This is a genomic window from Acinetobacter sp. S-1, from assembly GCF_059579785.1.
In genome coordinates this window covers 974574-1001071 of the sequence record NZ_CM184207.1, presented here as the reverse complement: position 1 = coordinate 1001071, position 26498 = coordinate 974574, and the positions used below count along the sequence as shown (strand labels likewise).

The window sequence follows — 26498 nt, the reverse complement described above, 5'->3', positions numbered from 1 at the left end:
TCCTTTTTTAATTTAATCTCTCTATCCAATGAAATAATAAGTGTCTTATCAATAAATTAGCCACTCCATACCTTTTAAGTCTATTTTTATACCTTATTGATTTTTTAATATTTTTAAAAACTGCATTATAAGAAATGTAGATATCAAATCTTATGAACAATAATATTTTTAGGATAAGGACATGTACAAAAAAGCCGCTTTAATTTTTCCACTTGCTCTAATGAGTCAGCTGAGCCTAGCAGATTGGGTAAAAGATGCTGCACAACAAAATGAAAATCAGGTTATTCAATTAAGACAACATATTCACGAGCATCCTGAACTCGGCAACATGGAATTTAAAACATCAGCACTGGTTCAAAAAGAATTGAAGTCTTATGGCATTCAAGTCAAAACAGGTTATGCAAAAACAGGGGTTATTGGCATTTTAAAAGGTAATAAACCCGGTCCTATTATCGCGCTTAGAGCAGATATGGATGCGCTACCTATGGAAGAAAAAAGCGGAGTTCCCTTTTCTAGTAAACAAAAAGCAATTTATCAAGGTAAAGAAACTTATGTGATGCATGCCTGTGGACATGATGCACACACAGCAATGCTATTAGGTGCAGCAAAAATTCTAGCTGCGAATAAAGATAAAATATCGGGTACTGTTGTCTTTGTTTTTCAACCCGCTGAAGAAGGTGGAGCAGATATAGACAACTTTAAGCAGGGTGATCAAATCGGCTCAAGAAAAATGATCACAGACGGTGCATTTAAAGATTATAAACCCGAAGCTATTTTTGGAATACATGTCATATCTGGTATGCAAAGTGGACACCTTTATTATAAAGATGGTGCCATTTTAAATAGCGCAGATCACTTGCGTATTCAGGTTAACGGTAAGCAGGTTCACGGCTCGACCCCATGGTTAGGTAGAGATCCAATTTATGCATCTGCACAAATGATTAATAATTTACAGAGTCTTATTAGCCGAAGAACCGACCTCACCCAAGGCATGGGTGTAGTCACTATCGGTAATATTCAAGGTGGTACGGCAGGAAATGTAATTCCGGAACAAGTCAATATGATCGGAACCATTCGCTCTAACAACGAACAGATACGAGCAAATATCTTAAAAAGTTTACCCACCATGATAGAGCATAACGCTCAAGCCAACGGCGTGACTGCCAAAGTTGAAATTGCTCCTTATGCTCCAGTAACCATGAACGACAAGGCGCTTACCCAATTGATTCAACCTACATTAGCCGAAGTTGTTGGCGATTCAAAACTTCATGTTCTAGATCATAATGCAAGCGCAAGTGAAGATTTTGCCTATTATGGTAAGTTAATGCCCTCATTTTTTGTTTTTTTGGGCGCAACTCCAGAAAATCAGGACTTAACTCAGGCTGCACCAAATCATAGTCCTTATTTTATTGTAGATAACAAGGCCTTAAAAACAGGGACCGAGCTACATGTAAGATTCGTATTAGATTATCCGAATATATCAAAACAAGTTCAAACCGCATGGAAGCCCTCTTAACTTAAAAAGCTTGCTAGCCATAAGATGTAGCGTTTTTAGTTTAGAAATACAGTAACCGCAATTGAAAGGTTGTGCCATAGGACTTAGTATGCAATCTGCTAAACTGCCCCGTATTTAAAAGCAGATGTATGGCTTTTGAGTAGAGCTAATGTTTTATTCAAAGCCATATTTTAAATATAAAGCTCTATAGTGAACTAAAACGGAATACTCTCATGGCGAATCATTTTGAATTCAACATTCGTGTTTATATTGAAGATACGGACGCAGGTGGTATTGTTTACCATGCCAACCATATTCGCTATATGGAACGTACCCGTACCGAATGGCTCCGTGCTGCTGGCGTTGACCATTACTGGCACCAAAAAGACTACAACTTTGTCGTATATAAAATTGACGTAAAATATATGCGTCCTATTTTAATGGATGATTTAATTACTGTTACAGCACGTGTAGTTTCATGTAAAGCTGCGTCATTTGTGTTGCAACAAAATATTTATCGTGGTGAAATCTTGCTTGCTTCTGGTGAGGTTGAGTTGGCATGTTTAAGCAAAGACTTAATGCCTCGTCGTCTTCCAGAAGAAATACGTGATCTTATTCGTAAAGAATTGGAACAAGACTAAAAAAACAACCGGCATATGTAACCTATGGCAACAAACATTGAATCAACCCTGCATATTTCTGACCTTATTTTACAAGCAAGTCCAGTCGTTCAGTTGGTCATGCTAATTTTATTGTTAGCATCGATCTTTAGTTGGTATCTGATTGCCAAGTTACATATGAGTTATAAAAAAGCACATCAGGACGATGAACATTTCCAAAAAATGTTCTGGTCTGGTGCTGAACTCAATACGCTTTACAACAATGCTCAACTCAACTCAAAGCGTTCAGGGCTTGAAGATATTTTTTATCAAGGGTTGAGCGAATTTTTTAAACTCAAAAAACGTCAAGCTCCTGTCTCTCAAACAATCGAAGGCACGGAGCGTATTTTACGCGTAGGTTTGAGCCGTGATCAAAGCCATTTAGAATATGGTTTAGGGACTTTAGCAAGTATTGGTTCTGTGGCCCCATACATCGGTCTATTCGGTACTGTTTGGGGTATTATGAATGCCTTTATCGGTTTAGCTGCGGTTGATCAAGTAACTCTGGCAACTGTTGCACCCGGTATTGCCGAAGCACTTATTGCAACTGCAATTGGTTTGTTTGCCGCAATTCCTGCTGTATTGGCTTTTAACCACTTCACTGCTAAAAGTGAAAGTGTTTATTCTGATCGCGCTTTATTTGCTGAAGAGATGATTGCTTTATTGCAACGTCAATCTGTGGGTTCATCACAGGAAGATGCATAATGGCAATTCAGCGTTCAGGGCGCTTTGAGCGCATAAAAAAACCATTAAAAAGTGATATGAACGTCGTACCTTATATTGACGTTATGCTCGTACTTTTGGTTATTTTTATGGTAACTGCTCCTATGATTACCAGTGGTATCAAGGTTGATTTACCTCAAGCAAATAACCATCCTATCGAATCAAAAGATATGCCAGCCATGGTAACAATTGGCAAAGATGGCAATATTTATCTTCAGTATGAAGATTACAAAGATAATGAACCATTATCTCGTGAAAAACTCGAAGCAGTTTTAAGCGATGCTCAAAAACAAGCTGAACAAGAAAACAAACAACTCACAGTTTTAGTCAATGGTGATAAGTCTCGTCCTTATGGAGAAGTCGTATCATTGATGGCGAGTTTACAAGAAGCAGGTTTAACTCAAGTTGGCCTTCTGACAGAGCCTTTAAAATAAGCTATGAACAAAAATCAAAAGCCACCCTTTAAACAAAATGCGATTGCATTGAGCTTTACACTCGGAGTTCATGCAATTGCCATTGTTGGCTTGCTTTTTTTAGGCTTGAGTAAACCACCTGAACAGCCAAAAAAGCTAACAACTATTTTAGTTAAGCCAGAAGATTTGCCTCCTCCTTTAGCAAAAGAAGTTGAACAAGAGACTACAGCTACCAATGAAGCAAAAGAGGTATTAACCCCTATTGTGGATGAAACGCTTCCTCAAAATCTTCCGACTACGCCTCCTCCTCCAACAGCTCAACAACTTGCTGCCCAACAGCAAAAGGCCGAACAGGCACAACAAGCTAAGTTAGCTGAGCAAAAACGTAAAGCTGAAGAAGCTGCAAAAATGAAACAAGCAGCGGAACAGCAACGTAAAGAGGAAATACAAAAACAGCAGGCTGAAGCTAAAGCAAAATCAGAAGCCGAACAAAAGCGTAAGGCCGAACAAACGGCAAAAGCTCAAGCAGATGCCAAAGCTAAGCAAGAGCAAAGTGAAGCTCGTAAAGCTGCTGAAGACGCTAAACGTAAAGCTGAGGCTGATGCAAAATTAAAACGTGAAGCTCAAAAGGCCGAGAATGCTAAGCTTCAGGCACAACAAGAAGCTAAGCGAAAAGCTGAAGCAGATGCTAAAGCTAAACAGCAAAAAGCTAATGACGATGCTAAACGTAAAGCTGAAGCTGATGCAAAAGCCAAGCAGCAAAAAGCTGCCGATGACGCTAAACGCAAAGCTGAAGCTGCTGCTAAAGCTAAGCAGCAAAAGTCTGCTGATGATGCTAAACGTAAAGCGGAAGCCGATGCGAAAGCTAAACAGCAAAAAGCTGATGATGCTAAACGCAAAGCTGAAGCAGATGCAAAAGCTAAACAACAAAAAGCTACTGACGATGCTAAACGTAAAGCAGAGGCCGATGCGAAAGCCAAACAGCAAAAGGCTGCTGACGATGCTAAACGTAAAGCTGAAGCTGATGCTAAAGCCAAGCAAAAAGCTGCTGACGATGCTAAGCGTAAAGCTGAAGCAGAGGCCGAAGCCAAAGCTGCATCTGCTCAAAAAGCACAAGAAGAAGCAGCTCAAAAGAAAGCTGAAGCTAAAAAAGTTGCTTCTTCAGCTAGACGCGATTTTGAACAAAAAATTCGACGCTCTTGGGACGTTCCAACTGGCAGTAGTGGTAAAACAGTTGGTGTTCGTTTTACCCTCTCCGATTCGGGAAGCGTTAATTCTATTGTGATCACACGTTCAAGTGGTGATGATGCCTTAGACGCAAGTATTAAAGCTGCAATTCAAGCCGCAGCGCCCTATCCTATGCCATCAGATCCAGATGCAAGACGTGAAGCAAGAAGTGTTAGCTCTACATTTAGAGCGCAATAATTTTGAAAGAGTTACATGCTTTAAATAGTTTAAGGCATGTAACTATGCTACAAAATCAACAGTCACAAAAATACCTGCTATGACTTTAAACTTATGAATACGAGCCGCAAACACCTGCTATCTTTAGCACTGATCACAGCCTTAAGCCCTATTGCTTCTACCACTGCTTTTGCCCAGTTATATCTGGAAATTGCCAAAGCACCAGATCAGGCACCCAAAATTGCTATTGTCCCGTTTACCAACGACAATGGGCTCTATCCTATTGTTGAAACAGACTTAAACCGTTCTGGGCGCTTTACAAGCTCATCTAAAAACTTACCTGCCAATGCTGCAATTAATCAGATTCAAGCTTCTGACTGGCAAGCCGCAGGTATACCATATGTAGTTACGGGTCAAATTAAACAAACAGCGACAGGTTTTGAAGTTCACTACCAACTTTATGATGTACAAAAGCAACAATACATTTTAAATGAACTTTTAAATGTACCAGCTGCTCGCATACGTCAGGCTGGCCATATGGTAAGTGATGCTATTTATCAAGCACTTACTGGTATTCCAGGTGACTTTAGCGGCCGTATTGCATATGTGCTAAGAAATCCTGCAACACCAGCCGAGCGTTATACACTACAAATTGCAGATACGGATGGTGAACAACCAAAGACTGTTTTATCATCTCGTGATCCAATTCTTTCTCCAGCATGGACACCAGATGCTAAAAAAATTGCTTATGTTTCTTTTGAAACTAAACGTCCAGCAATTTATTTACAGGATTTATCAACTGGAACACGTGAAGTTCTTACTAGTTTCAGAGGCTTAAACGGCGCACCAAGTTTCTCACCCGATGGCCAATCAATGCTGTTTACAGCATCTATGAATGGCAACCCTGAAATCTATCAAATGGATTTATCAACTCGCCAAGTCAAACGCATGACAAATGACTCGGCAATTGATACCGAAGCACGTTATACACCAGATGGAAAATCCTTTATTTTCACTTCTGACCGTGGTGGCTCTGCCCAAATTTATCGTTACACCTTTGCTGATGGCTCAGTAAAGCGTTTGACATTTAAAGGGTCATTTAATGCACGTGGAACTCTGAGTGCAGATGGCAAAAAGATTGCACTTGTTCATCGCCCAAGTGGCAGCAGTTATAAAGTTGCAATTCAAGACATTAATACTGGCATCACCAATATTCTTACCCCAACTAGTTTAGATGAATCACCAAGTTTCTCACCAAATGGGCAAATGGTGGTCTACGCAACTCGTGAAGGCAACCGTGGCTTGTTGTCTATTATGTCTACTGATGGACGTTTCCGTATGAATTTACCAAGCGAACAAGGTGAAGTACGTGAACCAGCCTGGGCACCAAAATAACTTTTAATTCCATTGACGGAGATGATCATGAAATCAATCAAGTATTTAGCTCTACCCTTTCTTAGCGTAGCACTCGTAATGACAGGCTGTGCTAGCCGTAAACCTGCAGCGACGACCACGACTGGTACAAATCCAAGCACGGTAAACACTTCTGGTTTAAGTGAAGATGCTGCATTAAATGCTCAAAATTTGGCAGGTGCTTCATCTAAAGGTGTAACTGAAGCAAATAAAGCGGCTTTGGCTAAACGCGTTGTTCACTTTGATTATGACAGCAGCGATTTATCTACTGAAGACTACCAAACACTTCAAGCTCATGCTCAGTTCCTTATCGCAAATGCAAATTCAAAAGTTGCATTAACAGGCCATACAGATGAACGTGGTACACGTGAGTACAACATGGCTTTAGGTGAGCGTCGTGCTAAAGCTGTACAAAGCTATTTAATTACCAATGGTGTAAACCCGCAGCAACTTGAAGCTGTAAGTTATGGTAAAGAAGCTCCTGTTAATGCGGGACATGATGAATCAGCGTGGAAAGAAAATCGCCGCGTTGAGATTAATTACGAAGCAGTCCCTCCTTTATTAAAATAAGGGATATGCATAAAAAAACGCTCATAATAATATGAGCGTTTTTTTATTACTTAAGAAGATTTCTTGTCTTCTTCAGGATGTTGCATGGACTCAATCAAATCATGCTTATTAAAATCTTTATATTCAGGTTTTGCCTCATAATCTTTCCAAGCTTCCTGAACATTTTCTTTCGAAATTTCATCTAGATTGATTGGTTCACCTGCCGTGGGGGTCGCATCAAACTTCTTTGTTGTCATTTCGATTCTCCTAAAAATATACAATCCTTTGTAATGCAATCAACATACCATTTTAATTGGGGCTTGTAAGCATAAATCCAACACAAATAAAGTAAGATAATTTTTATTTTATGACATTCTCATCTAGAATATGCCACGTATTTATCTGACTCATTTTGATGCTTGAAGCACAGGAGCGTTTTTTATGTCCAACCTCACTTTGTCCCAATTTTTACAACAACAAAAAGGGAATCTAACACCTGAGTTGGCTCAAGTCATCGATACTATTGCCACGACCTGTAAAACAATCGACCAAGCATTACAAAAAGGTGCTCTGGCTGGTATTTTAGGTAGTGCTGGCAATGAAAATGTTCAGGGTGAAACACAGAAAAAACTTGATGTGATTTCGAATGACTACTTAATTGATGCTTTAAAAGTACACCCGCACGTGGGCGGTCTCGCTTCTGAAGAGCTTGATGAGTTCACACCTGCACAAGAAAATGGTAAATACCTCGTTTTATTTGATCCATTAGATGGCTCAAGCAATATCGATATCAATATGTGTGTAGGCACGATTTTCTCTATTTTGCCTGCAAAAAATGCAGTAACACAAGCAAACGATTTCATGCAAGCTGGCACACAGCAAGTTGCTGCTGGTTATGTACTTTATGGCCCATCAACTATGATGGCTTTAACTGTAGGAAATGGCGTAGCATTCTTTACTTTAGATCCAGAAACTCAAACTTTCTTGCTGACGAATGAGAATGTACAGGTTGCAGCAGATACTCAAGAGTTTGCAATTAATGCCTCTAACCAGCGTCATTGGGAACAACCAGTAAAACAATATATTGATGAATTACTCGCAGGCAAGACATCTGTTCGTGAAAAAGATTTCAATATGCGCTGGGTAGCATGTATGGTGGGTGATATTCACCGTATTTTATGTCGTAGTGGTATTTTCCTTTACCCATACGACTTAAAAGATCCGAAAAAAGCAGGTCGTTTACGTTTAATGTATGAAGCAAACCCAATGAGTATGCTCATTGAACAAGCAGGCGGTGCATCAACTACTGGCCGTGTACGCATTCTAGAGATTGAACCTACAGAACTTCACCAACGTGTACCTGTAATCATTGGTTCTAAAAATGAAGTTGAACGCGTAACAAGCTACCACTAATAATTTTAATTACTTAGGGCATCATAGTATGATGGTGCCCTTTTGTTGGATATTTTCTTATGGCGGTTATTTTTTTAGAATCAAAAGACAATGCAAAAATTAAACATTTGCGTGGATTAATCGAACTCAGTAACGCCCGAAAAAAGCACCAACAAACCGTTCTTGAAGGCACACATCTTTGTTTGGCTTGGTTACAACAGCAAAAGAAGATTTTTTCTTTATTTACGACAGAACAAGCATTAGAACATGAAGATTTAAAGAAAATAACAGAGCTACATCAAGGCCATATTTTTGTTATTAGTGAAGTTTTATATAGAGATTTGAGCACATTAGGTACAAGCTTACCTTGCTTAGCGATTATTGATTTACCTAAAACTGCATCAACTATCGACTACAATGTAGACACCTTAATTCTAGAAAATATTCAAGATCCGGGTAATGTAGGTACTTTGCTACGTTCAGCAGCAGCAGCAAATATTAAACAAATCATTTGCACACAAGGCTCTGCATCACTTTGGTCACCGCGAGTTTTAAGAGCAGGTATGGGCGCTCATTTTAGCTTACATTGTTTTGAAAACTTCCAGCTGACAGATATCCTTCCAAAATTTCAAATCCCGGTTTTTGTTACTAGCTCTCATCGCTCAACGAGTCTTTACTCAAAAGACCTTTCTAAACCGTGTGTGTGGATTTTAGGAAATGAAGGACAAGGTGCTAGTGATTATGCATTAGATCACGCACAATCAGTGACTATTCCTCAACCAGGTGGACAAGAGTCATTAAACGTGGCAATTGCAGGATCTATTTGTTTTTTTGAGATGGTCCGCCAGCGCCAATAAAACGTTAATTTATTTTACATCGCACATATTTGTGAAAAAAATCAATTACACTAGTAAAAAATAACCGATTGTTGTCAACCTCCCACCTCTTTTCAACGTTATATAAGAGATATATTGAAGATAAGGTGGGTATGTCCAATGACAGGATTTTCCATCTCCATGGATTTAGCACCGAAAAAGTCTCGATCGGAAACATCTAGTGCTCATGCCAGCACGGCTGAGCAACGCCTGAAAGTTTTCATGCAAGATGTTACTGGTCGTGCTTTGGTAATGATGGAGAGTGCTACCCAAGGTCAACAAGGTATTGCGATGGATTTGGTTCAAGAAGCATTTATTGCTTTACACAAATCTTATGCCGATAAAAGTACTGAAGAATGGTATCCCCTGTTTTACACTATTTTGAATAACAAACTTCAGGATTGGCGCCGCAAAGAAGCTCGTAGAGCAAACCCATTTTCATTCTTCAAAAAAGTTAGTCTGGATAATGATGACGACGAAGTTATCGATGTAGTTGATGAAAAAGCCATTAATCCTGCAGATTTTCTCGATCAGGCGGTAACGATAGAGGAAATTCGGGAAGCGATTGAAAAACTACCTGTTCGTCAACAACAGGCATTTATGTTACGTGCGTGGGAAGGGTTTGACACCCATACAACAGCTCAGATCATGAACTGTACCGAAGGTAGTGTGAAAACCCATTATCACCGAGCAATTCAGGGACTTAGAGAATACTTGGCACATTTAAATCCCTTGGGAGGTTCTGATGAATCATGATGATTTCACTAAAAAGGTGACATCCAAACTTGATAGTTTGGCAGATCACCATAAAAATAAAACAGTGGTCATGAATCATGTGTTTGACCATATTCAACAAAAACCAGCCTCTTATTATAGTGTCTGGAAAATGACTGGTTTCGCACTTGCCGCAGCAATTACAGGTTTTGTGATTTTGCCTAACTCAGTCGAGATTGTGGATAAGCCACAAAATCAAGTGATCGTAAATCCTAAATTATCTCCACAAATGGTGGAAGATTTAGAGATGTTAATGGTGTTGGGTGAGGATAAAGTACAACATGGCAGCTAAAAAATTAGCGCTTATCCTGTGTTCATTAAGTTTCTTGCAGACAAGTTTTGCAGGTTTTGAACGCTTTTGGATTTTTTCTAAAGATGCCAATGCACAAGTCGATGACACATGGGATGCCCTTTCCGAAGAAGAGCAACGTGCAGTCATTAAACGTTACCAGAGTTTAAAAGAGCTACCAGCGAATCAAAGCACCAACTTACAGCAACGTATGGACTGGTTTACTCAACTTCCTGAAGCTGAAAAACAAAAAATGCGTGAAGCATGGCAAAAAATGAGTACGCAAGAGCGAAAAGACTTACGTGAGCGGATGCTTAAAGCGAATGGTGAAGAAAGAACAGCAATTCGTGAAGAATACATGAATAAGTATTTAGAACATTAAATACAAATCTGTTTGATATAAAGTAACTTTAATGTCTTAAATAACTTTCTATAAAAAAGCCTCCAATTGGAGGCCTTTTTATTCTTTAAGTTTATTTACGGTAGCGTCTATAAGCTGCTAAACCAAGTAAAGAGGCTAAAGATAAAATTCCGAGGCTACCACCACCGCCTCCACCACGCGTATCATCTGTAGTAGTAGCGGTACTTACAAGGTTAATTGTGCCAGCTTTAGATGAGATTTTCCCATCAGCATCATAAACGTTATAACTTAACGAATCATTAAAAGTATTAAATACGTTAGTTGCCTGAATATAGATATTTCCACCATAACAAATGTTATCTTTATCTTGACCAGGACACGGCCCTTCCCGATCAGCTTTAACTACTTTAAAAATACCGTCTTTCGATGTTTTGCTTGGTAAATAGATGGGTAACTCTACGCCTTTTTCATCTACCCAAAATTGTGATTTAGGCTTTAAAAGCGTATTAATAGGACCATCACCATCATCATTAGCATATTTAAGTAAATTCAATGGAATAGTTTCATTTGCAAGATATTTAAAGGTAATTGTTCCATCGCCAGAAACTGGTTCTATATTATTAAAACGAGCTTTTATCAGACCGCTTGAGCTTAATTTATTATCAGCTGTTGTAATTGTATATTTACAATAAGCATAGGTACCAGCTTGAGTCACCGTATCGTCTTTGCGATAAAAAACAATTTGCTGTAAAGCACTATTCCACTCACAGAATACCTTGTCCTGATCAGATAAATCTTTAACTTGTTGAGCATCATATTTATCATCAAGAGATCCAATACCTAATGGCTCGGTTGCAATACGATAATCTGTGGTGTTGAAGAACTTCAGCACATGATTCGCGTCTTCAGTCGGTAAAGGTAAATCATAGTTCTTTAAATCAAGATAGATTGCGCGATACTTAAGATTTGCTTTAGTTGTATCAATTAGGTTCTTAAATTCAGCTAAACGTACTTTATAGTAAGTAATAAAGTTAGAAGGCGTCTTAGGGTCCTTAATATAATTATCAAATAAATCATAATTTTGTTGATAAGTATCAATTAAAGTTGTTAATGAAATATTACTAACATCCTCTAGATCACCTGTAGTGAGCTTCATTAACTCAACAGAGCCAATATCACAACTATTACGACTTTCTGGCTGATAATATGAGGTAATATCTGCCAAACGATTTAAACCACGTTGATCAATTGTGGCACAACTTCCTTTACTATCTTGATCAACGTCAATTAAATCTGTGCTAGAAGAAATATTTTTTGGATAGTAAATAGGTAAGAACCCAGTATAAGCAGTTGCCGCTTGTAAAGGACTTAATAAATTGCTGAATGCTTGTGTACTAATATTAATATTAGTCTGACCATCTGGCAGAGATTCCTTTGGAACATCACACTTTGCTGTTGCTGATGTCCAGTCAAGTGCATTGAAATCCAGAGTCAGACCTACACTCTTTTGCTCTGCTGCCGCACCTAAAAGATATTTACAGGCATAACTTCCGGTATTATAAGCCAATACGTTAAAACTTAGCTTTTTTGCGCCCAATTTATCGTAGAGGAAAGTACTATTCGCGTTGTTTTCAACAATTGTATTATTTAAAAGTACTAAACTACTGCTTGAACTTAAAATACTTGATGTATTGGCTGGATTATTGGTATCACCAGTAAACTTAATAATACTGCCGCTAGTACTATTCGCTATATTTTTTGCAATGGTATTAACCGATAATGTCGCAGTAGGTTTACCACAGAACTCAAATGTACTTGTTGAAGCTGTATTACCATTATTCACAATACTATTTGATGTAAGGGTGATGGTACGTGGTGCATAGACAGTGTCACTAAAACACCCCATTGATAAAACACTACCTTGTGTTGCGTTATTACCTTTAAGTAATGAATGATTTACTGACAAAGTAATATTAGGTGAAGCTAAATAAATTGCTCCACCGTTTGTTGCTTGAGATGATAAAATCTGACTATTTTGCAAAGCGATATCAGCACCAGCATAAATCGCGCCACCCTGGCCAGTTGTAACGCCATTTTCAAGAATTACATTATTTAAGGTCAAGGGCTGTTTATAGGTAGTAGTATTGAAAATGCGTGATTTACCTTGAGCATTAATACGTGTTTGTAAGTCAAGTTGTGCAGGATAATCATTGGTTAATACGCTTTTTTTCTGCCAATCTACGGGATCAGCACCAAAAATAGCAATATTAGCATTTGGAACTAATTCCTTATTTAGAGTGTACATTCCTGCTTTAAGCTGAATCGATTTTTGAGTAGTTTCACGTGTATCAATAACAGTACATCCACCATACGATTTACGCAACTCAGCTGTTTTTATCGCTTCACGCAATGAGCAGGCGTTAGTATTGTCGCCATCTTCATCATCAAATGTTGTAACATCAATTCTTCCAGTCGTTGTATCTGCAAATAATGGCATCGCAGCAATCACAGCTAATGCTAATAAAGCCTTTTTATAATTTTTCATAGCCTTTATCATCCTTGATTATGACTTTAAACGTCTTAAAGCAATTAAGCCAAATAGACCTAAAACTAAACCACCACCTACACTTCCCCCGCCACCCGTGCTTACAGATTTATCTTCAATACCTGATGGTGGATCTTGCACGATTTGAACTGGAACAGTTAGATAAACATCCGCAGCATCATTAAAACGTGTGGTAGTAGTAACGACTAATAGATTAAATACATCTGCTCCATGCCAGTTCCCATTTGGAACATAAGTTAAATTTCCCTGAGCATCAATGGATAAAGTCCCTTTAGATGGTGTACTGGTTTGAACAATCTTCATACACCCAGACTGCCAGGCTTGACCATCTGTTCTTTTTCCAAACATTTTTTCACATGTTTGTGGAGAAACTAACTCTCCATCACCTACAACATCAGCGATATTAAATTTGGCAATTTCTCCATACTTAATATCTTGACCATGTGTACTGATATCATCGCGGTTGATAATTAATTCAATTGCACCTAAATCACATAACTCATCATAGCCACTTCGATTCTTTCCACGTTGATCTTGCTTTTCACAACTCGCCAAACCGACAGAAGTTCCATCACTATATAAACGACCTTTGTTAATTAACAATGATTGCGAAAGACTAGTATATTTATCCAAAACTCGAGGTTTAAAGAATCCTAAAAAACTATCACTCGGTGTTGAATACGGACATAACAAACCATCTGCTGGTGGAACATCACAGGTTCCTTCATCTGTATTTCCAGCAATTAGTTTTTCACTTGCAGGGTATATAATATTTGGTAACTCTGCCGAAGCATTACGGTTACATTCCGTTGTTACTAAATTACTCTGCACAATCGTTTTATCTGTTGTAGATACCTTACAGTTTGTCGTATTACCTACTAAAATACTATTAGAGACAGACGCTTTTCCTTGTGGAGCATCAAAATACAATCCTCCCACATTTTTAATCATAGTAATATTATTGATCACCATTCCATCACGGACATTGGCAATAAAATTACCCTTATTATGAAAAATCGTACTATTACTTAAACCAATAATACGAGAGGTTAAATATCCGCCCGTACTTTCATCTGCAAATTTAGTTTCAGCATGAAATAATGTACCATCTACAGCAGTTACTTCATTATCACGCACTACAGAGCGAGTAATATAGTAAAGTGGCATATCACTATATAAAACACCTCCCTGACTCGCTTTATTATTCTGAATCAAGCTATTAGTGATCGTTACCGAACCCGCTGTTTTTGTAGTATTTGATAAATTACCAGCGTTATAAATTGCTCCACCATTTGTTGCATATCCATCCATTAAACGAGAATTTTGAATAACCAATTGTTCATGGTTATAAATCAATCCACCGTTACCTTGAGGTATTACACTCTTTAGGCCAGCACCCTTTAAATTGACATCAATAAATGAAACGGTAAAAGAGGCTTTTTCAACGCTACCATCATCAATACGAAATAATTGATCCGTACCTATCATTTTAATCGTTGCATTATGCGAATTGGGCGCACCTTCCTCAATCAGAGTAGAATCATTTTTTGCTGTACTAATAGATACAGGAACGGTAATTACTATACTTTTGCTTAGAGTATATTCTTTATCACGCTGCAAAATAATATTTGAAGAAGCATCTTTATTTCCGCAACCGTTATAACCGTTTGCATATTTTTCAACTTCAGCAGCATTAGAAGATGCACGATATTTTAGAAATTGTATTGCTTCACGTAATGAACAGACCGTGTTATCGACGTCTTCATCAGTTGTAGTTGTAACTTGAATATCGGCAGAATAAGCGTGTCCAGCAGCAGCCAATAAAGCAAAAGCAATGCTCCGTTTGAGCATACCCATCTCCTTACATCTTTTTTCGTTTTTCTTTGTCAATATTGCAAAATTTCCGCTTTTGCAATCGCATCCTTTGTGCGTACTTTGTCACATGAAATAGAATTTCTCAAGACATTTTGGTCGGTCTGTAGAGTCATTTTTGAGCTAGATTACAAAAAGCTTCGTAGATCTAAAAAAGTTTTTTAAATACAAAAAAGTGGCATATTAAAAATTAAAATAAAATTTAGAAGATATAAATATAACTATTCTAAAATGAGAAAACTTATGTAAGGGAAGCCATTTTTTTAATTGTATAAGTTTAATTTAAGCAAAACAGCAAACTTAAGTTAAAGAAACTATTGTTGATACTCATCAATCAAAGCATAAATTTGTCTTAAAGTCGCATTAGAAAGTTTTGTTTTTTCGCCTTTGAGCAGTTTTTCTAACTGAGCAACGGTTTGCAGTAAAAGAGACGCTTGATGAGGTCCATGTAATAATAAGTAGTCAACAATTTGTTGATCAAAATGGATACCCCGTCTAGCCATTACAGATGTCACCAAGGCATAGCGGTCTGCATATAAACTTCCACTCGGGACTTTTACACTAACGGCTTGTGTAAGTCGTGATTGTAGATCTGGTAATTCCAACTTTAATTCGATTGGCGCTACACGCGAAGAAAATACCAGTTGTCCTTCATGATTATTCATTAAATGAAAAACAGCTTTTTGCCAATGAGGCACACCACTAATCGATTCAATGTCATCCAAAGCAACAAGATCATAATGTTCTAAAGAGGTAATTGCCTCAATAGGTGCATCAAGCAGTTCGAGCAAAGATACTTTAATAGCAGATTTGCCTATTTCTAAATAAGAATCACAAATTGCAGAAAGTAAATGACTCTTCCCCGTCCCCGCTCCACCGTAAATATAGAATCTACTCACCAGACCAGCATGTAGTTGACGCACGGCATCGACTACATGCCCCCAACCCGGTCCCGAAAAATCACTGATTCGGGCATCAAGTTGAGGTTCTATATCCAGTTGGAGTTGACGCATATATTGAATTAACCTTGAAATTATTTCTGGTTAGGAGATTTTAGTTCATCTGTATCTTGCTGTGTTTTAACTTCAAGATCAAGCTTAGTGCTTTCGGTTTGTACATGAATTTGCTCAATATCGCCATGTTGGATCACTAATGTAGATGGTGGAGCATAAAGTGAGCTTCTTTCGTAATTCTCTCTTAAATGTTTCAACAACACTACAATAACCGCAGCAACAGGCAATGCAATTAACATTCCCAAGAAGCCTGCAAGTTGTGCACCTGCCAATACTGCAAAAACAACTGCTACAGGAGATAAGCCAATTTTATCACCCAGTAGGAATGGCTGTAAGATATAGCCTTCTACCGCTTGACCAATCATAAAGACGATACCAACCAGTAATAGATGCATCCAATCCAAGCCAAACTGGAACAGGCTAGCAATAACAGCGGCAATAATACCTACGGCAAAACCTAAATAAGGAATAATACTAGCAAGCCCTGCCACCATACCAATAATCAGGCCAACTTCCAAACCGATGAGCTGTAAACCAACTGCATACACTACGCCAAGCAATAGCATGACAAGAAACTGACCTTTAACAAATGCCCCTAAAACGCTATGGCATTCACCAACGATCTGTAAAGTAGTTGCTTCATATGGACGCGGAATGAGACGGCGTAAGTTTTGTAACATACGTTCCCAATCAAGCAAGAAATAGAAAGCAATAATTGGTATTAAAACAACCGTTCCACCAATCTGAATAAAATTCAAACCAGATTGAGCCAGTTTTAATAACACTGCCTGAATGCTGTCTGCGCTATAGTTTGTTTGGACATATTCCATGACAGCTTTAGACAACTGCTCTGTATCAATTTCCATTTGCTGGACATTAAATGTTGAAGACACCCAAGGTAAAAAGGTAGCGTTAATCCAGTGAATACCTGCTGGAATACTATCTCGGGCATAAACTAATTGTTTCCAAATCAGTGGAACTAAATACCAGAGTGCAATAGTTAAGGTTACACCTATTCCGACGAATACCACGCTAATTGCTAACCAGCGAGGCAATTTCATTTTTACCAGCACATCAACAAGTGGACTGAATAAATAAGCCAGGAAAAAAGCACCGATAAAAGGAATGACTACAGGCTTGAGTAAGTACAACACCCATACCAGCAATACAATACCTGCGAGTAAAAAAATACGGCGCAGTATACGATCTTGCATAAAATCTAGCCTTTTTTGATTTAATCGTTATAAATGAAAAAATATTTTTATTAAAGATAGCATTTTCGAGCATAAATAACATAAGAGTTTCGTATATTCAGGTTATAATCTGCCGCCAATGCGGAGACTTCATTTATGAGCAACTCAACTTCTACCCCAAATACCGGTTTAAGCTACAAAGATGCGGGTGTCGACATTGAAGCGGGCGACGCACTGGTCGATCGTATCAAGTCAGTCGCTAAACGTACAAGTCGTCCTGAAGTAATGGGCGGGCTTGGTGGCTTTGGTGCACTATGCAAAATTCCTAAAGGTTATGAAGAGCCTGTTTTAGTTTCTGGAACCGATGGTGTAGGAACTAAATTACGTTTGGCCCTTAATCTCAATCGTCATGACACAATCGGCCAAGACCTTGTGGCTATGTGTGTAAATGACCTTTTAGTTTGTGGTGCAGAACCATTATTCTTCCTTGATTATTACGCGACTGGTCACTTAAATGTTGACGTTGCTGCAAATGTTGTTACTGGTATTGGTAAAGGTTGTGAGCTTGCAGGTTGTGCACTTGTAGGTGGTGAAACCGCAGAAATGCCAGGCATGTACGAAGGCGAAGATTACGACCTTGCTGGTTTTGCCGTTGGTGTTGTTGAGCAAAGCAAAATTATTGATGGCTCTAAAGTAAAGTCTGGTGACGTACTTATTGGTGTTGCATCAAGTGGTGCTCACTCGAATGGTTACTCATTACTACGTAAAATTTTAGACGTTAAAAACGTTGATTTAACTCAAACGATTGATGGTCGTCCTCTTGCTGATGTAGCAATGGAACCAACTCGTATTTATGTAAAACCAGTTCTGGAACTCTGCAAACAAGTTGATGTTCATGCTATGGCGCACATTACTGGTGGTGGTTTACCAGGTAACTTACCTCGTGTATTGCCAAATGGTGCTCAAGCGGTTATTGATGAATCTTCTTGGGAATGGCCTGAATTGTTCCAACTTCTACAACGCGAAGGTAATGTAGAACGCTTTGAAATGTACCGTACTTTTAACTGTGGTGTAGGTATGGTTATTGCTGTTGATGCAAATGATGCTGAAAAAACAATTGAAGTACTTAATGCTCAAGGTGAAAAAGCTTGGAAAATCGGACACATCCAAGAAAATACTGAGTCAGTGGAAGGTGCAGACGAAAAAATTCGTGTGATCTTTGCATGATAAAAATTGCTGTTCTAGTCTCTGGGAATGGCAGTAATTTACAGGCCTTGATAGATGCAAATCTATCAGGGCAAATTGTAGGTGTACTGTCTAATAAAGCAGATGCTTATGCCCTAGAGCGTGCTCAAAAAGCTAATATTGCTACGGCGGTTATCTCCCATAAAGACTTTCCAACGCGCGAAGTGTTTGATGATGCAATGCATCAGCGACTCTTAGCTTGGGAAGTAGATGTAGTTATTTTAGCTGGCTTCATGCGCATTTTAACACCAACCTTTGTCAACAAATGGCAAGGGAAAATGCTGAATATACATCCCTCGCTTCTTCCAGCTTACAAAGGTGTGAATACTCATCAACGTGTTTTAAACACAGGTGATCGTTTGCATGGTTGTACCGTACACTTTGTAACTGCTGAACTGGATTCTGGTCAATCTATTGCCCAATCAGCTATATCAGTTAAAGAACATGATACTGCCGCTTCATTAGCAGATCGAGTGCACACACTTGAGCACTTTATCTACCCACAAGTTGCAGAGTGGCTGTGTAACGGTCAACTTACATGGAAAGATGGGCAAGCCTATTTCCGTAATCAAGTTCTAAAAGACCCTATTCGTTTTGCAAGTTGGTAAAGTATTTTACTAACAAACAAAAATAAAAAAGGACATGCTGGCATGTCCTTTTTTATAAGCTTTAAATTAATTTAATTAATGATGAATCAATTTCTTTATAGAATTTACTGTATCAATAGGATGCTCTAGAGGGAACATATGGCCCCCTTCAACCACAGTAAATGGGATTCCCATTTTTCGCTTTGCCATTTGAGGAAAGCCTCTTTTTAAGAAATCACTTCCTTTACCCACAACTAAATGCACAGGCATCTTAGGTTTTGGCATAGGCAGCCACCACCAAGAAGGATTTTTACGGAAAATTGCAACTTCATCTTCACGAGAAATCGTTAAAGTTACTCCACCGCGAATCGAATCTTCTTTCAAAGCATAATCAATATAAGCCTGAAAACAATCTTCATCAAAATCTTTATAAAATCCTTTAGGACGAAGTAACTCAGCAGCCTGCTCTCTCGACTCCCAATGTTCACGACGACGTGCAGATAAGCCCGCCGGTGTCATCGCATCAACCAATTTAGGACGAAATAATTTTGCCATATGAAAAGCAAATGAATATCGCCCTAAAATAAGAGGCGGATCTAACATAATGACTTGAGAAAACAGTTCAGGACGTCGAAAAGATGCCATCAATGTTAAAACCGAACCAAGAGAATGGCCTAATCCGATGACTTTACGTCCTTTCGCCTGACGCACAATACTATCAATAACTTGATCAACCAAAGCAGGCCAATGGTTAGTCACAGGATAACGTTTGTCAGGACCAATGAGTGGAACATAAATTACGTCATACTCATCTTTTAATTGATCAAACAATTTTTGATACACCATAGATGGCACACCATTGGCATGCGCAAAGTGTATAACCGGTTTCATTGACATACCGTTATCCTAAAAATACAGATTTATTGTAATTTTGCGCTTTGACTAGTCTGCACCTCTTGAGTAATAGATTCACTTACTCCTTGCCCGATTTGTGCCCCCATACGACCCAAAATGGATTGTAGTGGGTTACGCTCAATTGTGTAGTCAACTTTATTATCAAGGTTTAGTTCGCGCATCAAGCTCGTAATATTACCTGAACGGTCAGCAACACCTAATTGAATTGCTTGTTCACCCGTCCAGAATAAGCCAGAAAAAATAGCTGGATCATTCGATTTCAAACGCTTACCACGGCCTTCTTTCACTGCGGTAATAAAGTGAGTATGAACATTATCAAGAACAGATTGAATATGTTGCTTTTGAACAGGATCAATCGGTTTTGTCATACTTAAAATGTCTTTATTCGTTCCGGCAGTTAAAGTGCGGTCTTCAATACCGAGCTTCTGAGCTAAACCAGTAATGCCATAGTTAGGCATAATTACACCAATTGAGCCCACTAAACTTGATGGGTTGACAATAATCTCATCCGCAGCAGAAGCGATATAGTACGCACCCGATGCCCCCATATCACCAATAACGGCATAAACTTTCTTATCAGGGTGCTGTTTTTTCAAATAACGAATTTCCTGCCAGATTTCATCAGACTGAACTGGAGAACCGCCAGGTGAGTTAATGTTAAGTGCAACAGCCTTACTATTTGAGGCTTCAAAAGCACGTTTAAGCGCTTTATTCGTATCTTCACTATTTACCGCTTGATTACTCGAAGCATCAATCGTTCCAATAATATCCACCACTGCCAAATGAGCACTACTGCTACTTACAGCAGAGCCTTCTTTGCTGGTTGAACAGCCTTTGCCCATGAGTACAATAATGAATAATAGATAAATAAAAGTTAATGTTTTAAAGAAGATACCCCAACGACGACTACGGCGTTGCTCTTCTACTGAAGCGAGTACAGCCTTCTCAAGAATTTGCCATTCTGGTCCATTTTGTTTAGGGATTATAGGTTCATTTTGTGGTTTTGGTGGCCAATCGGACATAAAATTCCAATCCAAATCAATCTAAAATGATGTCATTATATACGTTGATTTGATAAAAACTGTCTAAATTATATGATTTCATTTATAATATTTTTATCTTTTTTTACTTGTTGCCTCCTTTTTACCGCGATAGATGACCAAACTAGATGTAAAAAGCATGAACTATTACTTACTCAAAACTTTTAGCCGTCAACCCATTCAATTTGGACGTTTTATTGCCCGTATGTTGGCAGGGTTAGTCAATACTTTAAAAATTACTAGAACGTCAAAAAGTATAGAACTTAACTTACAAATTGCTCTTCCCCACTTAACACCACAGCAACGAATAGATATTACACAACAAGCTATTCGTAATGAGTTAACCTCATACTTCGAGTTTTTAAGTATTTGGGGCTCATCAAATAGTAAGAATATTTCACGTATTCACCATATTGAAGGTGAACATTACTTTCATGAAGCACTGGCAGCAAAAAAAGGTGTGGTATTGATTGTTCCACATTTTGGTACATGGGAAATCATGAATGCTTGGTGTGCCCAGTTCACTTCCATGACTATTTTATACAAGCCTGTAAAAAATGAAGATGCAGACCGTTTTGTTCGAGAAGCACGTAGCCGTGAACAAGCCAATTTGGTACCTACCGATGAGACTGGTGTTCGACAAATTTTTAAAGCACTCAAACAAGGCGAAACCACTGTAATTTTACCCGACCATACACCTAATATTGGTGGGGATATGATCAATTATTTTGGTGTACCACTTGCCTCAAGTAATTTAAGCGCCAAGCTCATCCAAAAAACAAAAGCCAAAGCATTATTTCTTTATGCGATTCGTAATGAACACGACGGTTTTACAATGCATATTGAGCCTATGGATGAGAAAATTTACGAAGGTAGTGCCGATGATGGAACCTTTGTTATTCATCAAGCCATTGAGCAACTGATCCAGCACTATCCAGAACACTACCACTGGAGTTATAAACGTTTTAAAGCAAATCCCGCTTTAGATAATATTTACAATATAGATCCGAATGAAGCACTTCAAATTGTAGATAGACTTAAAGCAGAAGCTTCACAAATTCCTGTGAAGCCAAGTACGTACGAAACGTCGAGTGTATAAAACCATCACTTGATTGCGAGATACAAAGCTTAATGTTCCTTGCTCAACTGTGCTTTTAAACGGAAGATTAAGTGCTTGTACTCTCGCTAAAACCTCTTTGCTTGGATGACCATAACGATTATTAAAGCCAGCAGAAGCAACAACAAGCTTGGGGTTTAACGTCGCTAAGAAGTCGTAAGCTGAACTATGTTTACTTCCATGATGACCTAATACCAGAACATCTACCTTTAAATCAGGATATTCTTTCATGAGTTGATATTCTGCTTCCCACCCTGCATCGCCCATGATTAAATAATTTTGATAGCCATTTACCTGTTTTAAATGAATATAAACCACACAAGAATATTGATTTTGATTTGAAGAAACTAAGTTTAAATCTTTTTCTTTAGGCCAAAGAATTTCAATATCTAATTGTGGATATTGCCATTTTTGACCTTGATGACAATAAGTAAATGGTTCTTTAATTTGCTCTGCCCATAATTCATTTGATATGACTTGTTTAATAGGAAAAGTCTGAGCAATAGAAGGAAATGCTCCGCTATGATCTTGATCAAGATGAGATAGTACGACGTGATCCAGTTGCTTAATTCCCTTTTGACGTAAATATGGAATTACCACATTTTGACCAATACTAAAAGCCTTCTCATCATAAGAACCACCCGTATCAATTAACCATGTCTGCTGCGGGTATTGCAAGAAAATAGCTTGCCCCTGCCCCACATCTATAATATTTAATTGAATTTGCTGGGACGACTTATCTGGAATGATCAAGGGTAAACAGCATATTAGCCCCCAAGATTTGGGTAAAACCCCACGCGGTAAAAATAAGATAATAATAACGAAGCTAAGGCACACTAAATCAAGTGGTGTGAGGCTAAAACCTTGTAATGGTAGAGATAACTTCTCTAAAAAGCCAAAACATGTCAGTAGTATACTGATCAGAACATCATTAATTTGAAAAAGTAAACTTCCAATAGGATTAAAAATCAGCCATATACAAGCAGCAAAAATATTTAAAGGAACAATCACTCCTCCAAGTAAGGGAACTGCAATAATATTTGTAAAAGGCGCAACCCATGAAATCTGTTGAAAGAAAATCAGCATTAAAGGACCTAGGGCTATAAATATTTTGCCTTGAGATTCAATTAAAATTTTGCCGAAAAGAATGATTTTAGATAACAGACTAGTTGAAACAAGATTTGGAACCTGCTCTATAGTTTGATAAATCCGTAATAAAATAAAGCAAGAACCATAAGACAGCCAAAAGCCTGCTGATAAAACACTGAAGGGATCGAAAAGTAAAAGTAGACTTGCACTATAAACCAAGAGTGAAAATGGCTTAATAGGCACTTTAATCAATAACAAAGAAGCAAATAAAAATACTGAGAGTAAAGTTCTTAAGGCGGGAATTTCAAAACCAACAAATGCCGTATAAATTAAAACACCGAAACATAATGGAATCATGGCCCATATTTGTTTAGGTTGACGCAAATAAAGCTGCGGATAATAACGTCTTATTAATTGATGTAATACCCAAGACAACATGATGGCAAAAATGAGTACATGAGGCCCTGAAATGGCTAACAAATGAGAGATTCCTAATTCCTTAAATTGATTTTTAATCTCATCATTTAAGAGACTTTCATCCCCTGTTAACAAAGCTAATAACAGACCTTTATTTTGCAAAGGAGATTGTTTTAAGATTAATCTAAATGTTAGACGTAATTTTTCTATATTTAATTTTTGTCTGTTAAAGAATTTTTGTTGCTCTTTTAAATGATGTTGATAACCCAACTGATAAATTTCATCAGAGCTTAAAGCCTCAATATGCTGAACACTAAAACCAGACATTATATTTCTTTGAATGAACCATTGTTCTTGGTCAAAAACACCAGCCACTGCGTAACTATGAGCAGGTTTGGTTTTGCCAGAAATTCGATAATAATGACCTAATTTTAATTTTGGCTCATCTATGGCCGAGTTTACTTTTTGATTTTTTAAATATAATAGCCAATTGACGGGATGTAAGGACTGCCCTAATACCTGAACGGGTTGCTGTGTCTTATCTTCTTTTTCTTCACTTATACGGTCGACATACACAATAATATCTAAAGATTTAGGCTGCATTTGTCGCAGTTCTAATCTTTCATTTAAGGCATACTGAGCATATTGATGTCCTATAGTAAAAAAACTAATAGCGCAGACTAAACAGTAAATGGTTTTTAATATGGGGCGATTTAAGAAAATATTTCTCTTAAAAATATAAAAAATAAAGCCCATAACAAGCAAAACTTTACCTAACCACCCATATTGCATTATTAAAGGGATATCTATCCCCATAAATGCAATACCCCCAATCCACCCCATTAAAATAAGTTTTAACATGCAAAGTCATATCATTATCTTTTTAGGGGCAAAATTAAAGCCCAACTCAGTGGGCTTTAACAATGTGATTTAATGACAATTTTTTAAGAACCACTCACCCAGAGTCCATCTTGCATATGCAAAATAGAATCAGCAGCCTGAGCTAAATGCTCATCATGGGTCACAATTAACATTGCCATGTTGAGTTCTTTCTTAAGATCGGTAAGTAATTCAAAAATACCTAGAGCTGTTTTACGGTCTAAATTACCTGTAGGTTCATCAGCCAGAACAACCGCAGGTTTAGTGACTAAAGCACGCGCTAAAGCCACACGTTGGCGCTCACCACCCGAAAGCTCCCCTGGCTTATGATCCATACGATGAGATAACCCAACTCGATCAAGTAAATATTCAGCTTGCGCTTTTACAGATTTAAATTGGCTATCTGCACGAAGCATTAAAGGCATAGCCACATTTTCAAGCGCAGAAAACTCAGGTAATAGATGATGAAATTGATAAACAAAACCGAGGTATTGGTTACGCTGAAAACCACGTTCAGCTTCACCTAAATTATCAAAACGCTGACCATTTAAAAATACTTGCCCTTGAGTTGGCTGCTCTAAACCACCTAGCACATGAAGCAAAGTACTTTTACCTGAACCACTCGCACCGACAATCGAAACAAACTGCCCTGCTTCAACTTGTAAAGAAAGACCTTTAATGACTTCAACTTTAGATTTTCCGTCATCAAAATGTTTATATATTTCTTTCGCTTCTAAAACAATTTTACTCATAGCGCAGTGCCTCGGCAGGTTGAACTTTGGCAGCACGAAGTGCCGGATAAATAGTCGCCAAGAAGCTTAAAAGTAAAGAAACAATCACGATAATCGTCACATCTTGCCATCTTAAATAAGAAGGAAGGTAATGTACAAAGTAAGCATCAAATAGATTTAAGCCCAACACATTGTTAAACCATGAAATGATATCGCTAATGGTTAAAGCTAAAATTACACCTAAAACCGTACCTGCAACTGTACCAATCACCCCAATCACGGTACCTTGAACCATAAATATTTTAGTGATCATCGACGGCGAAGCGCCTAATGTACGCAAAATTGCGATATCAGATTTTTTATCAGTCACCACCATGACCAATGATGAAACAATATTAAATGCTGCAACCACAATAATAAGGACAAGCAATAAACCGACTAGAGTTTTTTCCATTTGAATGGCATTAAATAAATTACCATGTGTATAGGTCCAGTTCGTCGCATAGAAATTGCTTGGTAAACTTTTTACTAAGTCGTCAGCAACTTGCGGCGCTGCAAAAATATCATCTAGTTTTAAACGGACACCTTGGGCACCATCTGGTAAGCGTAATAAGGTTGAAGCATCGTATAGAGCGATATAACCCACCATAGAGTCGACTTCAGCGCCTACACTAAAAATACCAACCACTTTAAAACGCTTGAAACGAGGTACAACACCTGCTGGAGATGGCGTTGCTTCAGGTAAAACCAATGTCACGCTGTCATTTAGACGTAAGCCCAATGAATCAGCCATATCTTTACCAAGCACAATACCAAATTCACCCTTTTTAAGTGAATCTAAACTCCCGGCAACAATATGGTTTTGAATAATAGAGACATTCTTTTCATATTTTGGGTCAATACCCGTCACCATAATACCAGCGACTTGCCCTTGCGCAGTTAACATACCTTGCAATTGCGTAAAAGGTGCAACCCCTGTTACATGTGGATGATGTTCAACTCGCTTCACGAGTTCAGGCCAATCCGTGAGGATTTGTGTAGATGAAACTGTTGCTTGCGGCACCATTCCTAACACACGGTTTTTCAATTCGCGATCGAAACCGTTCATGACAGAAAGTACTGTAATCAGCACAGCGACACCTAGTGTCAAACCGACCATCGAAACCAATGCAATAAAAGAAATAAAATGATTACTGCGTCTTGCGCGAGTATATCTCAACCCTATATACAGTGAGATTGGTTTAAACATACCTTCTAAATCCAAGGTCATTGATGGAAAATATAAGATGTTGATAGCAAATTGCACCCACATCTACTATTTGGCCATACCGTTAGATGCTGTATTAAGGTTTAAAAATCAGTAAGTTCTGACTTATCCTTAACAATCCTAATATTATATTGCTGCGCTATTTTCTACTAGTTGAGTTGGGAGATCAATTTGATCGTGCATTTCGCTACGAATTAGAACAATTTAATGAATAAGCTCA

General features: G+C 38.2%; 25 protein-coding genes and 1 pseudogene. 16 read left to right on the top strand and 10 right to left on the bottom strand.

Annotation, left to right across the window (positions count from 1 at the left end):
• The first annotated feature begins 181 nt into the window (after window positions 1-181).
• From AC52J8_RS04830 to pal, 7 genes are all read left to right on the top strand, one after another.
• Window positions 182-1516 (top strand): M20 family metallopeptidase, encoded by a 1335-nt coding sequence (locus tag AC52J8_RS04830; RefSeq protein ID WP_086399779.1) that lies wholly within the window; start codon window positions 182-184, stop codon window positions 1514-1516.
• A gap of 212 nt (window positions 1517-1728) precedes the next feature.
• A complete protein-coding gene (ybgC, locus tag AC52J8_RS04825) occupies window positions 1729-2136 on the top strand; it encodes a tol-pal system-associated acyl-CoA thioesterase (RefSeq protein WP_001273591.1) in 408 nt (135 codons plus the stop codon).
• Between the two features lie 24 nt (window positions 2137-2160).
• Complete coding sequence (gene tolQ / locus AC52J8_RS04820; RefSeq protein ID WP_016140259.1) at window positions 2161-2859, top strand: protein TolQ; 699 nt, start codon at window positions 2161-2163, stop codon at window positions 2857-2859.
• The gene (gene tolR / locus AC52J8_RS04815; RefSeq protein WP_016146149.1) at window positions 2859-3311 is read left to right on the top strand and encodes a protein TolR; all 453 of its coding nucleotides are present in this window, start codon (window positions 2859-2861) and stop codon (window positions 3309-3311) included. Before tolQ ends, tolR begins: the two co-directional genes overlap by 1 nt.
• A 3-nt stretch (window positions 3312-3314) precedes the next feature.
• The gene (tolA, locus tag AC52J8_RS04810) at window positions 3315-4715 is read left to right on the top strand and encodes a cell envelope integrity protein TolA (RefSeq protein WP_086399777.1); all 1401 of its coding nucleotides are present in this window, start codon (window positions 3315-3317) and stop codon (window positions 4713-4715) included.
• A gap of 93 nt (window positions 4716-4808) precedes the next feature.
• On the top strand, window positions 4809-6089 hold the full coding sequence (gene tolB / locus AC52J8_RS04805) for a Tol-Pal system beta propeller repeat protein TolB (protein WP_002118491.1): 1281 nt from the start codon (window positions 4809-4811) through the stop codon (window positions 6087-6089).
• Window positions 6090-6116: 27 nt separating this feature from the next.
• Window positions 6117-6677, top strand: a complete 561-nt coding sequence (pal, locus tag AC52J8_RS04800) for a peptidoglycan-associated lipoprotein Pal (RefSeq protein WP_002118513.1) — start codon at window positions 6117-6119, stop codon at window positions 6675-6677.
• A gap of 50 nt (window positions 6678-6727) precedes the next feature.
• Here pal and AC52J8_RS04795 read toward each other — a convergent pair whose 3' ends face one another.
• Window positions 6728-6913 carry an NF038105 family protein gene (locus AC52J8_RS04795; protein WP_005067763.1) on the bottom strand — a complete coding sequence of 62 codons (186 nt, stop codon included), beginning with the start codon at window positions 6911-6913 and terminating at the stop codon, window positions 6728-6730.
• Between the two features lie 184 nt (window positions 6914-7097).
• On the opposite strand from AC52J8_RS04795, the gene AC52J8_RS04790 reads away from it, so the two are divergent.
• The 5 genes from AC52J8_RS04790 (at window position 7098) to AC52J8_RS04770 (ending at window position 10368) form a co-directional block, all read left to right on the top strand.
• Complete coding sequence (locus AC52J8_RS04790) at window positions 7098-8069, top strand: class 1 fructose-bisphosphatase (RefSeq protein ID WP_017399238.1); 972 nt, start codon at window positions 7098-7100, stop codon at window positions 8067-8069.
• A gap of 59 nt (window positions 8070-8128) precedes the next feature.
• Window positions 8129-8905, top strand: a complete 777-nt coding sequence (locus tag AC52J8_RS04785) for a TrmH family RNA methyltransferase (protein ID WP_002118372.1) — start codon at window positions 8129-8131, stop codon at window positions 8903-8905.
• Between the two features lie 159 nt (window positions 8906-9064).
• Entirely contained in the window at window positions 9065-9679 is a 615-nt protein-coding gene (locus AC52J8_RS04780; protein ID WP_002118814.1) for an RNA polymerase sigma factor, read from the top strand.
• On the top strand, window positions 9669-9989 hold the full coding sequence (locus AC52J8_RS04775; RefSeq protein ID WP_086399775.1) for a hypothetical protein: 321 nt from the start codon (window positions 9669-9671) through the stop codon (window positions 9987-9989). Before AC52J8_RS04780 ends, AC52J8_RS04775 begins: the two co-directional genes overlap by 11 nt.
• A complete protein-coding gene (locus AC52J8_RS04770) occupies window positions 9979-10368 on the top strand; it encodes a DUF3106 domain-containing protein (protein WP_002118619.1) in 390 nt (129 codons plus the stop codon). The genes AC52J8_RS04775 and AC52J8_RS04770 overlap by 11 nt, the downstream gene beginning before the upstream one ends.
• 91 nt (window positions 10369-10459) lie before the next feature.
• Here AC52J8_RS04770 and AC52J8_RS04765 read toward each other — a convergent pair whose 3' ends face one another.
• The 4 genes from AC52J8_RS04765 to cxpE all read right to left on the bottom strand — a co-directional run bounded on the left by AC52J8_RS04765 (window position 10460) and on the right by cxpE (window position 17012).
• A complete protein-coding gene (locus AC52J8_RS04765) occupies window positions 10460-12892 on the bottom strand; it encodes a CSLREA domain-containing protein (protein ID WP_086399774.1) in 2433 nt (810 codons plus the stop codon).
• An 18-nt stretch (window positions 12893-12910) separates the two neighbouring features.
• On the bottom strand, window positions 12911-14770 hold the full coding sequence (gene rbtA / locus AC52J8_RS04760; protein ID WP_086399773.1) for a rhombotarget A: 1860 nt from the start codon (window positions 14768-14770) through the stop codon (window positions 12911-12913).
• A gap of 329 nt (window positions 14771-15099) precedes the next feature.
• Window positions 15100-15798 (bottom strand): DnaA regulatory inactivator Hda, encoded by a 699-nt coding sequence (hda, locus tag AC52J8_RS04755; RefSeq protein WP_002118656.1) that lies wholly within the window; start codon window positions 15796-15798, stop codon window positions 15100-15102.
• 20 nt (window positions 15799-15818) lie between these two features.
• A complete protein-coding gene (cxpE, locus tag AC52J8_RS04750; RefSeq protein ID WP_002118385.1) occupies window positions 15819-17012 on the bottom strand; it encodes a chloramphenicol efflux transporter CxpE in 1194 nt (397 codons plus the stop codon).
• 135 nt (window positions 17013-17147) lie between these two features.
• Here cxpE and purM point away from each other — a divergent pair, with 135 nt between their 5' ends.
• Together purM and purN are read left to right on the top strand one after the other, a co-directional pair.
• Window positions 17148-18218, top strand: coding sequence for a phosphoribosylformylglycinamidine cyclo-ligase (gene purM, locus AC52J8_RS04745; RefSeq protein WP_086399772.1), 1071 nt, complete (start codon window positions 17148-17150; stop codon window positions 18216-18218).
• Window positions 18215-18844: a phosphoribosylglycinamide formyltransferase gene (gene purN / locus AC52J8_RS04740; protein WP_086399771.1), complete on the top strand. Its 630-nt coding sequence runs from the start codon at window positions 18215-18217 to the stop codon at window positions 18842-18844. The genes purM and purN overlap by 4 nt, the downstream gene beginning before the upstream one ends.
• 75 nt (window positions 18845-18919) lie before the next feature.
• Here the strand turns inward: purN and AC52J8_RS04735 are convergent, their stop codons facing one another.
• Window positions 18920-19720, bottom strand: a complete 801-nt coding sequence (locus tag AC52J8_RS04735; RefSeq protein ID WP_002118584.1) for an alpha/beta fold hydrolase — start codon at window positions 19718-19720, stop codon at window positions 18920-18922.
• Between the two features lie 23 nt (window positions 19721-19743).
• Window positions 19744-20760, bottom strand: a complete 1017-nt coding sequence (sppA, locus tag AC52J8_RS04730) for a signal peptide peptidase SppA (RefSeq protein ID WP_086399770.1) — start codon at window positions 20758-20760, stop codon at window positions 19744-19746.
• 133 nt (window positions 20761-20893) lie between these two features.
• Between sppA and AC52J8_RS04725 the strand changes: the two genes are divergently transcribed.
• On the top strand, window positions 20894-21877 hold the full coding sequence (locus tag AC52J8_RS04725) for a lysophospholipid acyltransferase family protein (protein ID WP_086399769.1): 984 nt from the start codon (window positions 20894-20896) through the stop codon (window positions 21875-21877).
• On the opposite strand, the gene AC52J8_RS04720 is transcribed toward AC52J8_RS04725, so the two are convergent.
• From AC52J8_RS04720 to AC52J8_RS04710, 3 genes are all read right to left on the bottom strand, one after another.
• The gene (locus AC52J8_RS04720) at window positions 21830-24262 is read right to left on the bottom strand and encodes a DNA internalization-related competence protein ComEC/Rec2 (protein ID WP_086611516.1); all 2433 of its coding nucleotides are present in this window, start codon (window positions 24260-24262) and stop codon (window positions 21830-21832) included. The two genes, AC52J8_RS04725 and AC52J8_RS04720, sit on opposite strands and share 48 nt — an antisense overlap.
• Window positions 24263-24345: 83 nt before the next feature.
• Entirely contained in the window at window positions 24346-25032 is a 687-nt protein-coding gene (lolD, locus tag AC52J8_RS04715) for a lipoprotein-releasing ABC transporter ATP-binding protein LolD (protein ID WP_002118798.1), read from the bottom strand.
• Window positions 25025-26260 carry a lipoprotein-releasing ABC transporter permease subunit gene (locus tag AC52J8_RS04710; RefSeq protein WP_004790618.1) on the bottom strand — a complete coding sequence of 412 codons (1236 nt, stop codon included), beginning with the start codon at window positions 26258-26260 and terminating at the stop codon, window positions 25025-25027. The genes lolD and AC52J8_RS04710 overlap by 8 nt, the downstream gene beginning before the upstream one ends.
• A 128-nt stretch (window positions 26261-26388) precedes the next feature.
• On the opposite strand from AC52J8_RS04710, the pseudogene AC52J8_RS04705 reads away from it, so the two are divergent.
• Window positions 26389-26490, top strand: a pseudogene (locus AC52J8_RS04705) (PilZ domain-containing protein); the annotation flags it as partial.
• Between the last annotated feature and the right edge of the window lie 8 nt (window positions 26491-26498).